The organism is Yersinia enterocolitica, from assembly GCA_002082245.2.
Classification (GTDB): Bacteria; Pseudomonadota; Gammaproteobacteria; order Enterobacterales; family Enterobacteriaceae; genus Yersinia; species Yersinia enterocolitica_E.
This window is the reverse complement of the sequence record NBTC02000002.1, coordinates 2,337,727-2,351,763: the sequence shown is the minus strand read 5'-3', so window position 1 is coordinate 2,351,763 and position 14,037 is coordinate 2,337,727. Positions and strand designations below refer to the sequence as shown.

Here is a 14,037-nt window from a genome sequence, read left to right as displayed (position 1 = left end):
AATAAATTTTAGGTTCGGCATATAGCGGCAATTAAACTCAATTCTTCCGGTGATTGGCAGCCGCTGGTGTGGTCCAAGAGAAAATATCGTTGGCTTGAATCAATGCGCACGAGATCTCTTCGACGGTAATGCGCTTATCCATGGCCTGATGGCGCAGGATGTCGTAAGCCTGCTCTTCACCAATGCTGTGCATCCGCATCAGGATCGCTTTGGCCTCACTGACCTGGCGAACCCCCAGCACTTTTTTCTCCAGCCGTTCGATTCGATCACTCATCAGCCGCTGCTGTTGGGCATGGTGTAAAGCAAACACCATGGCTGACAATAAGCCTGAGGCGCGAATGGGAGTGGTTATCGAGGTGCCCGCGCCCATATTGAGTGCTTGATCAATAAATGTCGGATTTTCATAGGTAATAACTGCTATCAGGGCATGTTTGTTAGGGTTGAGCCATGACACATCTGGTTCCGGGTTATCTGACTGTAATGCATAGAAAATCAGATCCGTATCGGCGGGGAGTTGCTCAGGGATAGGCCAGAAAGCCTGAACCTTAAACCCCATTCGGCGTAAATGATTGGTGAGGGTGGCACCGTCTTCGTCGTCGGGATGTAACACCACACAACGGATCCCACGACTGAGTAATAGGGCGGTTGCACTGATTCTGCTATCGCTAGGTCGCATGTGGATACCCCACGGTCGTTAACTTCGTGACCCAATCGCCCTGAATCTGATTAGTCATATAGGGGTCGGGTTCGACGATACGGCGAGACTCCTGCACGACGGTAAATTGCCCATGCTCATTCGCCATACCAATGCGTGGATACAGTCCGGTATGTTGATTCAGCGGGTCAATACGAATGCGGCCTTGAGGGGCATCAAATTGGCTCCCATGCAGTGCGGCAGACAGCGGGAAGATATGGTCGCTGCCGCATTCTGCCATGGCTTTGGCAAACAGATTCACCTGGCTGTAAGTGGCTTCCCAATTCATGTCGGTGGTGAGTTCCGGCCCGAATTGTTGATGGAATTGTTTAAGTGCTGATTGATTTGCTTTGGTGCTAATGCTTTGGAAATAGGGAGCTGAACTGAAATGGCCCTGTGCCACTTGTGCCCCCATAATGGCAATCTCGGTTTCTGATGTATTCAAGCTGCCAATTGGCATGCGGCCAGGATCCAGCCCCGCAGCCTGATAAGCCTGATACAAAAAGGGGACTGTTTGACCTACCACGGTACTGAAGATGAAGTCGGGCTGCTTTTTGGTTATCTCCTCAATGATGGGCAGAAACGCCTCATAAGGTGCATTCAGATCTAAATAGCGCTCGCCAATAACCGCGCCATCGTGGCGTTGCAGAATTAACTCCTGCATGTTGCGATTACATTCATAAGGGTAAATATAACGGGAGCCAATCAAATAAACCCGCGCGCCAAACTGCCCGGTGAGATAGTCCGCCAGTTGTACACAGTTTTGATTAGGTGCCGCGCCGCCGTAAAAGATATTCTCCGAAAACTCAAAGCCTTCATACAGTTGTGAGTAGAACAGCAGCCGACGGTACTTTTCGACGATGGGTGACATGGCTTTACGGCTACTGGAGGTGTAGCCGCCAAAAATCACATTAACCTCATGTTCGACGATCAATTGTTCGGCCAAGGCACGGAACTGCGTATCGTCAGATTGTGGGTCAAAATGAATCGCATTCAGTGGCCTGCCGTTGATGCCGCCATTTTGGTTAATTTCGGCAATAGCCTGTGTTGCTCCCCGCCATTGCGACAGCTCTTGTGCCGCCGTCACACCGCTGAAGGAGTACAGTAAGCCAATGTTGACCGGTGTATCTGAACTCATAGGCACCTGCTTATCCAAACTCGATGAATACCCGTCATACTTCAAGCTGCAGGGGTGTTGGCTGCCCTCGTTACTGGGCCTCGCCTCTGCGAGGCCGCTGCAAACAGCGTTCAAATTGGTTCCTGACCGATTTGTCACTCACTTGCCGCCTTCCTGCAACTCGAATTATTTAGGGTCTAGAATTTTTACTGTGCTAGCTGTTTTTACTGCGCTAAAAGTTCTTTGTTAAGCATCGCGCCGACGGTGTATTTCGGGTCGACCATGTTGCCCAGCCGCACTTTGCCGCATTGGCTCAGTAACATGTAGGCATCCCACTGTTCGAAGCCAAAATCGGCCACCAGCCAGTAAATCAGGTCGCGATAAGCAATACGGGTGGCATCCTCTAACGGGCGCGCACTGCCGATACTCATGATGGTTTCGGCGTTCTCCATTCGTGGCCAGGAGAGTTGCCAGTTCTTAATCAAATCCACTTTGATGGTGGTGATTGAGGCGAACTCCACCGCGGTGCCGCAAATCTCCCCATCCCCCTGACAGGCATGAGCATCACCAATAAACAGGCGTCCTCCGGGGGCGCGCACCGGCAGATAAGTAATGCTCCCCGGCCCGATATCCGGGACATCCATATTCCCGCCGTGATTATCCGGCGTGAGTGAATTGATTGAGTCAATTTCTGGCGACACACTTAGGGTGCCAATGTGGGGTTTATAGGGCAGGGTATGGCGCTCGCTCCAGTAGACCTTTTCGCTATCGAGCTTAATCATGCGCACTTTTTCTGGTAGTGGGTCATTGAGCATGGCGGTTAGATCTGTTCCGGTCAGCCCGCCAAAATGGGGGATCATCGCACAGATGCCGTGCGGGTTAACGCCACGCGGCAACATGGATTCGATATAAACTGCGATCACATCCCCTTTCTCGGCACCATTGACCATGATCGGGCCATTTTGTGGGTTGAGAAAGGGCATTTTGAGCAGTTGGCTCGGAATATCTTGCTCTGAGCTAATGGCACCTTCAAAGGCATCGCGGGTATCGACAATCACCCGATCACCGGGTTCAATGGTCAGCACCGGTGTTGAGTAGGGGCCGATAGTATAGTGAAACTCTTTTTGCATCTCTTCGGTCAGATGATGGGTCACCGGTTTACGTCCAGCACCGACACCGCGTTTGACCATGATTGATTCTTCCAGCCATTTCATTAGCAATTCTCCACGTAATATACTCGTCATACTTCAAGCTGCATGTGCGCTGGCTGCCATCACTCACCCAATATATTGATTTATCTAAACTAATTGGGTTGGTTTCGTTGCCACTTTCCTGAAGCTCGAACTATTTAGGGTATAGCGGCATCCGGTTACAAAGCCAGATGACGGCGCATTAAAAGATCATCAGAAAGTTGTTGTTGGGTCAGGTTTTCTACTATTTGGCCTTTGTCCATCACTGCGCACCGTTGTGCGGCCCGCTGGATCATTGCGATATCCTGTTCAACCAGAATCACTGCCACATGCAGTTCGCGGGCAATGCGCACCAGAGTATCGGCAATGATATTGACGATAGAGGGCTGAACACCTTCCGAGGGTTCATCCAACAGTAATACTTTGGGTGAGCCGACCAAGGCTCTGGCGATAGCCAATTGTTGTTGCTCGCCGCCACTCATGGTGCCGGCTTTTTGTTTGAGTCTTTGGCGCAAGATGGGGAAGTAATCCAGCACCCGCTCCAGCAAGTCTTTAGCAAACTCACGGTGTTCTCGTACAAACTGCATGCCGACTTGCAGGTTCTCCGCCACCGTCAGACCAGCAAACACTTCACGTCCTTGCGGGACGTAACCAATCCCCAAGCGGGCACGGCGCTGCGGTGAGGCTAGGGTGATGTCAGTCTCGCCCAACAAAATGCTGCCTTGTTTCGTCGGTACCGCACCAATTAAAGTGCGCATCAGTGTGGTTTTCCCCACCCCATTGCGGCCAATCAAACCTAAGACTTCTGCGGCGTGCAGTTGCAGTGTTACGCCATTAAGCACTTGCCCACCGCCATAACCGCCGGTCAGCCCCTCTATTTGCAACACCACGTTATTCATACCGCTTTCCCCAAATAGATATCCGCCACATCCTCACGGGCCAGCACGTCGGCGGCATTGCCGTCAGCAAAAACCTGCCCGCCATGGAGGACCGTGACTTGTGAGGCAATCTGGCGCACGAATGTCATGTCGTGTTCCACGACCATCAGCGTCAGACCATCACTCTGCATCTGCTTAATCAGCTCACCAGTGAGATAGGTTTCATCAATAGATAAGCCTGCCACTGGCTCATCAAGCATTAGCAACGTCGGTTGCAGCGACACGGCCATCGCAATTTCCAGCCACTGTTTTTTGCCGTGAGACAAGTTACCGGCCAACTGATGGTATTCAGAGCTGAGCTTAAAGCGCTCGAGTAGCTCATCGACACTGACCGCTTGTGAGCGAACCTCTGGGCGTAAGTGGCTGAGTGATAATTGCAAATGTTGCTCAACGGTCAATTCAGGGAAAATACCGGGGATCTGAAACTTAATGCTCATGCCCATCCTGATGCGCTGGAAGGGGGCTAAAGTATTCAGCCGACGATTGAAGAAACGGATATCCCCATCACTTGGCGTATGTTCACCAGTCAGTAATTTGAAAAAGGTACTTTTACCGGCGCCATTCGGGCCAATGACACAGCGCACTTCACCGCGACGTATTTGCAAATCGACCTTATTGATAACCTGAATGCCACCGAAGCGCTTACTCAGCCCACGGGTTTCGAGGATCAGATCCTGTGATGCCTGATTCATAGCGATTCCCCTTTCTTCTGACGTGCGGCAGATAAGCGGGTGATTTTTTCTGCCAGCCAAGGTAATAGACCATTAGGGGCGGCCAGCACGACAAACAGCAGAATGGCCCCCAGCAGGATCATGGCGTATTCGCTGCCATAGATAGCCAACCATTGGGATAACCACACCAGCAGGGCTGTGATGACCACAGTGCCGAAAATGTTTTTACGCCCAGCGGTCGCTACCCAGATAACCGGCATCGCGGCGGCAGTTAGCCCCATGGAAGAGGGGGTAATGTAAGAACCCCACAGGGTATAAAGTGCGCCGGATAACCCGGAGAGCACGCCACCCAGCACGAACACCAGTAATTGGTAGCGGCGGATATCAATACCGAGCATTTCTGCCCGACGTGGGTTCTCACGAATAGAGGCCAGTGTCAGGCCAAAATCGGAGCGCAATAAGCGCCGAACAGCCCAATAAACCCCCGCGAGCAGCACGATAATCAGGTAGTAGAACGCATTGCCTTCCAGTGTCAGTAATTCGCCGCCAAACCACGGTAGGGAGAGTGGCGGCATACCTGACATACCATTAAACCCATTCAGTCGCGCGCTGCCGATAGCCCATTGCGGGCCTGCGGTCTGGGACATAAAGGTTTCCAATACCAGCGTGAAAGAGAGCGTCACAATGCCGATAAAAATACCGGTCACCCCGCCGTAAAACATCAGATAGCCCAGTGCCGCCGCCACGGTGGCAGCCACTAGCAGTGCCATGACCAGCCCCGACCAGGTGGAGAGTACCCCATCGCCAAAATTCAGCGTCATCACGCCATAGGTGTAACCGGCAAGGCCAAAGAAGGCGGTCTGCCCGAAAGATAAAATGCCGCCATGCCCCCACATTGCGGCCAATCCGATGGCACAGAAGGTCCAGAGTAGGAAGTAGGAGAAGTCGCCTATCATGGCGCTATCGACCACTAACGGCAGCGCGAGTGCGCCGGCCAGAATTAACATTGCCGCCAGCCGAGTGGTGGAGGGCGTGCGTTGCTTCACCGTCGATAAATTAACAGAGGTCATTGTCACATTAGGCTCCTAGCGGTTACGGGTAAACAGGCTGCCAATACCGTTAGGCAGTAAGCGGATAACCAAGACAGCGGTGACCAGTAAGCCAATTTGCCCCGCCAGTTGCCCATACCAGGAGTTCAGCCCGGTTTGTATCGCACCTAAGGCAATCGCTGCAGGAATGGTGCCAACAAGTACATTGGCGCCACCGACCACTACCGAAACAAAGGCTTGAACAATAAAGCTGCTGCCCATGGTGGGTACGGCGGTTAGCGTCGGGGCATAAATGGCCCCTGCGAGCCCCGCCAGCCCTGCGCCCAGCGCGAATGTCAGGGTATAAATACGATCAGTTTCTAACCCCAGGCAGGAGGCCATGCGGGCGTTTTGAATGGTAGCTCTGGCACAGACGCCGTAATTGGTGTGGAAGAACAGCCAATAGAGCACCATTAATATGGCAATGGCGAAAAAGGGCAGTAATGCGCGGTAAGTGGCAAACGAGTATTCGCCAAGGGTGAAAGAGCCGAAAGGCGTAGACAATCCCTCCAGTGATGGACCGGCGATCAGCAACATACTTTGCTGCACAATCAGGCTGATAGCCCACGTCGCCACCACCGAATCATACAAACGGCCATAGAGATGGCGCACCACAAGGCGCTCGACCACCCCGCCGAAGAACGCCGCCGCTAAGGTACCGGCGAGCATGGCAAAAGGCAGTGGCAAGCCTGCTTTGTTCATCAGGATGGTGACATAAGCACCACACATAATGAATTCGCCATGTGCCAGATTTATCACGCCCATCATGCCAAAAATAACCGCCAGCCCTAGTGCTGCCAGCACCAGATAGGCGAAGTTATCGCCAAACTGATAAATCACCGAATAGAGAAAGGATAGCGTTAACATCGTTTGGCAATCCCTGGTGTCCTGATTGACACTATTGAAAATGGATAACACAGGGAAGCCCGCTCAAGCGGCGACTTCCCTATAAAATAGCCCGTTCAAACTGCTGACAAAGTCAAATGAAGGGGAAACGTGCCGCTGGGATCGCTCTTAGTTTCAAATACAAGTGCGTAAGCCACCGGAGCGCCCCGAGGTGTGGTCCCCCCTTCACTCACCAAGCTATCAATAGCTTTGTCATTAGCGTGGTTTAGGCCTTTTTCGGCGGAGATGATGGTGTGTATTGGCTGTTATCCGGTTTCACCGGCAAGTTACAACCGGCCTCACCCAACCAATACGGTTTGATATCGGCCCACACTTTCGGGATCTCGATTGAGTGGTCATCTTTGACATGAGCCAGATAGATGGTGTGGCTCAAATGATGGCTTTTCGGATCGATACAGACTTTTCCTGAAGGGCCATCAGTACAGATATCACCACTTTCCAGTGATTTACGCACCGCGTCCATATCGGTGCTGCCCGCTTTTTCTACCGCCGCTTTGTACAGATAAACTGCGTCGTAGGCATTGGCCGCTTCCTGATTGATGTACGGTTCATTCGGGAATTTGGCGTGAAAACGCTGTTTGAAATCATTACTGGCGGGGCTATCCACCTCTTCAATGTAGTTAGCCGTGATATACATATCTTTCAGTGCCGGGGCTTTAAAGCGTTTGTGCTCATAAGCTTGGCCGACGTTAACTGAACTCCCCATCGGCAAGTTCAATTTTGCTGCGGCTTGTTGCTCGTAATAAGAAGATTGGTTCGCTCCGACCAGCAAAGTCATCACGAAATCAGGTTTGGCTTTCTGGATGTTCTGAATGGTTTGACCAAATTGCGAAACACTCAGCGGAATAAACTCCTCACCCACCATGGTGCCGCCATTCTCTTCCACAATTTTGCGTACCCATTCAGCTGAGATTTGCCCGAAGTTATAGTCGGCAGCAATGGTGTAAACTTTTTTGCCGTACTTCTCCATCATCCATGGGATCAGGGTTGAGAACTGCTGTTCAGGCACGGCGCCGGTGACGAAAACATTGGAGTCACACACGCCGCCTTCATACTGATTGTTATACCAGTAGAGCTGCTTTTCACGGTCCATTATCGGGCGGATAGCTTCGCGTGAGGCACTGGAAAACGCCCCGAATATCACATCTACTTTGTCATTTTTAATTAAGCGGCGAGCCATTTGTTGAAAGCGGGTGTTATCGGATTGCGTATCGTATTTGACCAACTCGATTGGGCGTCCGAGTATGCCGCCTTTGGCATTGATTTCTTCTACTGCCAGTTCTGTAGCATGAATTTTGGGAATAACCGGCAAAGCAAAGTTACCGGAAGCATCTTCCAATAAACCAATTTTCACCGGTTTTTCTGCCGCGATCGTCATACCTGAGTAGGTCACGGCAAATGCAGTTGCCAGCGCGATTGAGAGCGCAGCGTAATGACATTTTATTCTTGACCGTTTTATTCTGGACATAAGTACCCCTGATATTGGTTAAAAAAGTGGGTCTGAAAAAAAGCCAAAAAAAAAGCCCGGCAAAGTCAGATGACATTGCGAGGGCTCTATTGCCATAACCACAAGCCGACAACGTTGGCGTTCTTGCGGAGAAGTCAGGGTCACTATAAAAAGTAATCAGAGTTATTGTCAACGAAGAATTTCCAATAAAAATCAAATAGTAAAATTGAAATTCGTTGCACTAAATCAGGGCTTTACGTTGCACGTAAATGGTTCATTCGTTTGGGGCTGGTGGGGGGCGCTAACTGTGGATGATGAAAAGCAAAATGGCGAGATTATCCATGTAGAGCATAGTGAAGAGAATGGCGGAGGTTAATAAATTGCACCAGTGGGGTGCTTAAAAACTATTCGAAATTTTATCTGCTTTTTATCTGTAAATTTTTTATTTGTAAACTTTTTATTTGTAATAAATCCAACCCCGGCGAAACCACCGAGGTTGGATTTTAATGTTAACCGCAGCGGTTACATCTTGATGCCTGGATCTGTTGGAAGAAATCATTACCTTTATCATCTACCAAGATAAAGGCTGGGAAGTCTTCCACTTCAATTTTCCAGATGGCTTCCATACCCAGTTCAGGATATTCCACACACTCCAGACTCTTAATGCTGTTTTGTGCCAATACTGCGGCTGGGCCGCCAATGCTGCCCAAATAGAAGCCGCCGTGTTTGTGACAGGCATCGGTCACTTGCTGGCTACGGTTGCCTTTTGCCAGCATGATCATGCTGCCGCCGTGGGATTGCAGGAGGTCCACGTAGGAATCCATGCGGCCCGCGGTGGTTGGCCCGAGGGAGCCTGATGCATAACCTTCTGGCGTTTTGGCCGGCCCGGCGTAGTAGATCGGATGATCTTTAATGTATTGCGGCAAACCTTCACCGTTATCCAACCGTTCTTTTAATTTTGCATGGGCAATATCACGGCCAACAATAATCGTCCCACTCAGTGACAGGCGGGTTGATACCGGATACTGAGACAGCTCTTTTAAGATATCGGCCATTGGGCGGTTAAGGTCGATTTTAACCACTTTGCCTTCGGTGCTCTGGCGCAAATGCTCAGGAATATATTTCCCTGGGTTTTGCTCTAGCCTTTCCAGCCAAATCCCTTTGCGGTTAATCTTGCCTTTAATATTACGGTCGGCAGAGCAGGAGACCCCCATCCCGACAGGGCAGGATGCACCATGACGCGGCAAACGCACCACCCGCACATCATGAGCAAAGTATTTGCCGCCGAACTGCGCGCCTAAACCTAAGTCCTGTGCCGCTTCCAGTAGCTCTTGTTCCAGCGCGGTATCACGGAAAGCTTGCCCGTGCTCATTCCCTTCAGTCGGCAGACCATCATAATATTTGGTTGAGGCTAATTTGACGGTCTTGAGGGTACTTTCAGCCGACGTCCCACCAATCACAAAGGCGATATGGTATGGCGGGCAGGCCGCGGTACCCAAGGTGCGCATTTTCTCGACCAGATACTCTTTCAGCTTGCCCGGAGACAGCAGCGCCTTGGTTTCCTGATACAGATAGGTCTTGTTGGCTGAGCCACCACCTTTGGTGACGAACAGGAATTTGTAGTCCTCGCCTTCAGTGCTGTACAGGTCAATTTGTGCTGGCAGGTTGGTGCCGGTGTTCACTTCTTGGTACATATCCAGCGCCGCGTTTTGCGAGTAGCGCAGGTTATCTTCAATAAAGGTGTTATACACGCCGCGTGACAGGGCTTCTGCGTCATTGCCACCGGTCCAAACACGTTGGCCTTTTTTGCCGACGATAATTGCGGTGCCGGTATCCTGACAGGTCGGTAAAATCCCTTTGGCGGAAATTTCCGAATTACGCAGGAATTGCAGAGCAACATATTTGTCATTTTCGCTCGCTTCTGGGTCATCCAAAATAGCGGCAACTTGCTTTTGGTGAGCGGGGCGTAGCAGGAATGAGGCGTCGTGGAAAGCGTGTTGGGCGAGGAGGGTCAGGGCTTCTGGCTCGACTTTTAGCATGTCGTGGCCTTCAAACTGGGTAACCGAGACGTGATTATTACTGACAAGGTAATACTCAGTATCATCTTCCTTTAACGGGAAGGGATCCTGATAGTGGAACGGTTTGTTTGACATATTTTTCTCACATTCAACATCAGTTAGCGAAAGCGTTCGATAACAGAAACAATCGTTAGTAATCGATAGAAGAACCAAGCCGATATTTTTTAGTATGACTTTAACAAGAATTTTACTATAGATTGTCAGTGCGAGGCGACGGCTCCACCCTCTTTATAAAGGGTGGATCTCATTTTCCGCACTTATCGGTGGTTCTGGCAGGATGATGGTGGGACACTATTATATCCTTCATACTTGAAACTGCCGGAGTGTTAGCTACGTTCACTCACCCGAATCACTGACTTATGTCAGCTCATCGGGATTCGCTTTCTTGCTGCCTACCTGTAACTCCAATTATTTTGGCTATAACTTGATGATGTTATTGTGTTTTTCACTAAATTCTGCCTGTGATGCAACTACATGACTCTGCTTAACGCCTCGGCAATGCACTTAAACTTGTCAAAACGCGCTCTCAATATCTGGTGTTTTTCAGCATTGGGTAGCAGGCGAGTGATAGGCGGCGGGCTGGCAGTGATGGCGTCCTCAAAACCGCGATAATAGCCGCTTCCCACTGCCGCACACAGGGCCGCAGCCCGGCAACCGGATTGCTGAATATCGACAATTTCTAATGGCAAATTACTGGCATCACAAAACATTTGCATCCAGATGGCCGAGTGAGTGGGGCCGCCGCTGAAACGGATGCAGTCGGTGTTATCGCCCAGCGCCAGAATCTGGTCCTGATGCAACAGATGCGAAAAAACAATCCCCTGATAAATCGCGTAAACAATATCCTGGCGAGTATGGTGCCCGCTCAGCCCTAACAGACCGCCGCTAAGATTGGCACTGTAATTGGAGCCGTATAGCCACGGGAAAAACAGCAAATCTTCCGACTTCGCATAACCCAACTCAGCCCATTGATTGAGTGTTTGATAGCTGTCGGGCAAATCTGGTAGGAATTGCTGTACAAACCACGCCAGATTACTGGCGGAGGTTGGGCTGCCTTCGTGAACAAAGTAGGTACCGGGGATGCAATATTTCCCCCACACATAAGGGTAGTCAGATGGCTGTACGCCTTCGAATACCCGGGTAGCTATTGACCAGGTTCCTGCCACAGCACTGAGCTGGTGGCTATCATGCAAGCCGGAGGTTAACGCCGCACCGACTACATCAAACATACCACCGTATACCGCAATACCGGGTCTTAAGCCACAGGCCTGTGCCGCCTGTTGACTGACATAGCCTGCCAGATCCGCAGAGCCAATAATCGGTGCGGTTTTCTCGGCGACTTCCTCAATGGCGAATATCTTCATCAGTTGCGGATCAAAATTGCCGCTGTATTGGTTATAAAGATTACTGCCAGAGATATTAGTCTCTTCAATGGTGAACTCGCCTGTCAGGCGATAGCTGATATAGTCATGTGCCATTAACACATAACCGCTGCGGTGATAGTTTTCCGGTTCGTTCTCTTTAAGCCAACGCAGTAGGGCTGCCGGATGGGATGGCCACAGTTGTTGTAGGCTGAGTGCATAAGCTTGGTTTGCTTTGCCTTCTTTTTGCCAGCGGCTAACCAAAGTTTGCGCGCGGGAATCGGAAGAAACAATGCCATGGCGCACCGGTTGGCCCTGTTTATCTACCAAATACAATCCTTTACCGTGAGCAGAGAAGCTGATGCCGTGAATTTGCTCGGCCGCCACACCAGCCACCGCCTGCGCATTATTGAGGGTCTGGCGGATAACCTGGCAAGTCGCCGCCCATAGTGCTTCCATATTGCGCTCACAAAACCCTACCTGTGGGCTAAGCACCGGCAAAGCCTGCTCTGTAACCGCAATTTCGCACCCTTCGGCGGTATAAATCCCGGCCTTGGTTACCGTGCCGCCAAGGTCAATGCCGAGAAAATAGTGGCTCATTATGGCTCCTTAGCATGCAGCCGGTAAGGTATCGTTACCCCAACCAGCCAGCCGCATTTTGTCTTCAATCCAGTGGCGGGCATGGATGATGTCTAGCAACGGTTCGGCTGATTTCTCGGTCCACATTTCAATCAGAAAGGTGCCGCGATAGTTCAGACGCCGCAGGGTTTTAAACAGACTAACAAAGTCGACACAGCCTTCACCGAAGGGCACATCACGAAACTGACCAGGGCAATCTGTGGTGACGGCAAAAGTATCTTTCAGATGGATAGCCGCAATTCGGTCAATGCCACTTGCCAGTTCAGTATCCACTTCATTGCCCCAGGCGGTGAGGTTGCCAATGTCGGGATACACGGTAAACCACGGCGAGCCAATTTTGCGGTCCAACGCCTTCCACTTGCTGATGGAATTCATAAACTGTGTGTCCATGATCTCTACCGCACACATCACTTGTGCCGCCGCTGCCTGCTGTGCTGCCCATGCCATACCTTGTTCAAAACGGCGGATGGTTTCGCTGTCTTGTGGCTCGTAATAAACGTCATAACCCGCCAGTTGAATGGTGCGAATACCCAGATCTTGCGCCAGCCGGATGGCTTGCAACATGATAGTGTGTGCTTGCTCACGGGTGGCAGCATCACGGCTGCCAAAGGGATAGCGGCGATGTGCCGACAGGCACAGTGTTGGAATTCTCACCCCGGTTTGCTGGATAGCGCTAATAACTGCCATGCGCTCCTCGCGGCTCCAATTTAACCGGGCCAGCCGCTCGTCGCTTTCATCAACCGACATCTCGACAAAGTCGAAACCGCAGGACTTTGCTACCGCCAGCTTTTCAACCCAACTGGTGCCCACAGGCAGTGCTTTTTCATAGATTCCTAATGGGTGAATTCGCATTATTCTGTTTTCCCTATGGCCATCTTACTGAAATTTTTCAATCGGTTATTTTTCATGGCACGTTTGGCTTTCCATTTCTCTTTGAAGAACTTAAAGGCCAGCGCGAAGATAAGCGTGATCCCCCAAACCGCCAGATTGAAGTGCAGGCTGACACCCAGTAGGCTCAGGCCGGTGGCGATGACCTGCAATACCAGTAGCGCACAAAACACATGGCTAACTTTCCCTACTCCGCCGAAGGGATTGGTCCCACCCAGCACGATAGCCAACACGGTCAGTAACAGATAAGAGTCGCCATATCCCATGCGTGCTGAGTTAAAACGCGACATCATAATCAGGCCGGCTAACACACATAACAGGCTGGAGATGGAGTAGATAGCAATCATCACGCGGTCAGTACGGATACCACTGAACCAGGTGGCGTTGATATTACTGCCGCACATATAGATAGTTTTACCTAGCCGTGTTTTACCTAATATCAGTGCCAACAGCAGTGAGGCGACGACAAAAATAATCATCGGGATAGGGATGCCCATCACCACCTCTGATCCCATGCTGCGCACAATGGGCGGCATACCACTGAGTGCGGCCCCTTTGGTCAGATAAACACCGATCCCGCTAATAATGGTCATGCTGCCCAATGTCACCAGAATCGGGTGCGCGCCGATGCGAGCGATCATCAGCCCGGTTAGCGTGCCGATAATGACGGCAATCAGCGCCGCCCCCAACAGGGCAATCACCAGCCACATCAATTGTGTCGCGGTGCTGGCATCCGCCGGAACATATTGAATAAGCAACCAGGCCATAAACAGGCCGGTGAGGTTAGCTGTGCCGATGATGGACAGATTTAGCCCGCCGCTGAGCATCGGCACAAACATGGCAAAGGTCAGCAGCCCTAACTCCGGCAATTGGAAAGCGATGCTCAAAAAGGTGTTCGTGGTAAAGAAGTGACCGGGCATAGCCAGACTGAAAGCCAGTGTTGCCAGACAGCAAATACTCAGTAAACCGGAGATGGTGCCGTCGATATGGAAAAACGTGTTCTTTTTCATAAAAAGCCCC

At 51.0% G+C, this 14,037-nt stretch carries 13 protein-coding genes; 1 reads left to right on the top strand and 12 read right to left on the bottom strand.

The genetic code is table 11. The features are described from left to right. Positions 1-37 precede the first annotated feature (37 nt). Both A6J66_012260 and A6J66_012255 read right to left on the bottom strand, forming a co-directional pair. Positions 38-676, bottom strand: coding sequence for an ANTAR domain-containing protein (locus tag A6J66_012260; protein ID PNM24888.1), 639 nt, complete (start codon positions 674-676; stop codon positions 38-40). Then, the gene (locus A6J66_012255) at positions 666-1,832 is read right to left on the bottom strand and encodes an amino acid ABC transporter substrate-binding protein (GenBank protein ID PNM24887.1); all 1,167 of its coding nucleotides are present in this window, start codon (positions 1,830-1,832) and stop codon (positions 666-668) included. The genes A6J66_012260 and A6J66_012255 overlap by 11 nt, the downstream gene beginning before the upstream one ends. Between A6J66_012255 and A6J66_012250 the strand changes: the two genes are divergently transcribed. Next, positions 1,810-2,061, top strand: coding sequence for a hypothetical protein (locus A6J66_012250; protein ID PNM24886.1), 252 nt, complete (start codon positions 1,810-1,812; stop codon positions 2,059-2,061). The genes A6J66_012255 and A6J66_012250 overlap by 23 nt on opposite strands. Here the strand turns inward: A6J66_012250 and A6J66_012245 are convergent. The 10 genes from A6J66_012245 to A6J66_012200 all read right to left on the bottom strand — a co-directional run bounded on the left by A6J66_012245 (position 2,036) and on the right by A6J66_012200 (position 14,027). Next, entirely contained in the window at positions 2,036-3,025 is a 990-nt protein-coding gene (locus tag A6J66_012245) for an acetamidase (protein ID PNM24885.1), read from the bottom strand. The two genes, A6J66_012250 and A6J66_012245, sit on opposite strands and share 26 nt — an antisense overlap. Before the next feature lie 155 nt (positions 3,026-3,180). Beyond that, positions 3,181-3,900 (bottom strand): ABC transporter ATP-binding protein, encoded by a 720-nt coding sequence (locus A6J66_012240; protein ID PNM24884.1) that lies wholly within the window; start codon positions 3,898-3,900, stop codon positions 3,181-3,183. Beyond that, complete coding sequence (locus tag A6J66_012235; protein ID PNM24883.1) at positions 3,897-4,631, bottom strand: ABC transporter ATP-binding protein; 735 nt, start codon at positions 4,629-4,631, stop codon at positions 3,897-3,899. The genes A6J66_012240 and A6J66_012235 overlap by 4 nt, the downstream gene beginning before the upstream one ends. Continuing rightward, a complete protein-coding gene (locus A6J66_012230; GenBank protein ID PNM24882.1) occupies positions 4,628-5,686 on the bottom strand; it encodes an ABC transporter permease in 1,059 nt (352 codons plus the stop codon). Before A6J66_012230 ends, A6J66_012235 begins: the two co-directional genes overlap by 4 nt. 9 nt (positions 5,687-5,695) lie before the next feature. Then, entirely contained in the window at positions 5,696-6,565 is an 870-nt protein-coding gene (locus tag A6J66_012225; protein ID PNM24881.1) for a branched-chain amino acid ABC transporter permease, read from the bottom strand. Between the two features lie 244 nt (positions 6,566-6,809). Beyond that, positions 6,810-7,976 (bottom strand): urea ABC transporter substrate-binding protein, encoded by a 1,167-nt coding sequence (locus tag A6J66_012220; protein PNM26990.1) that lies wholly within the window; start codon positions 7,974-7,976, stop codon positions 6,810-6,812. A 584-nt stretch (positions 7,977-8,560) separates the two neighbouring features. After that, positions 8,561-10,204, bottom strand: coding sequence for a fumarate hydratase (locus A6J66_012215; protein ID PNM24880.1), 1,644 nt, complete (start codon positions 10,202-10,204; stop codon positions 8,561-8,563). A gap of 395 nt (positions 10,205-10,599) precedes the next feature. Continuing rightward, on the bottom strand, positions 10,600-12,090 hold the full coding sequence (locus tag A6J66_012210; GenBank protein PNM24879.1) for a carbohydrate kinase: 1,491 nt from the start codon (positions 12,088-12,090) through the stop codon (positions 10,600-10,602). A 9-nt stretch (positions 12,091-12,099) separates the two neighbouring features. Continuing rightward, on the bottom strand, positions 12,100-12,981 hold the full coding sequence (locus tag A6J66_012205) for an L-ribulose-5-phosphate 3-epimerase (protein ID PNM24878.1): 882 nt from the start codon (positions 12,979-12,981) through the stop codon (positions 12,100-12,102). Further along, positions 12,981-14,027: an ABC transporter permease gene (locus A6J66_012200; GenBank protein PNM24877.1), complete on the bottom strand. Its 1,047-nt coding sequence runs from the start codon at positions 14,025-14,027 to the stop codon at positions 12,981-12,983. The genes A6J66_012205 and A6J66_012200 overlap by 1 nt, the downstream gene beginning before the upstream one ends. Between the last annotated feature and the right edge of the window lie 10 nt (positions 14,028-14,037).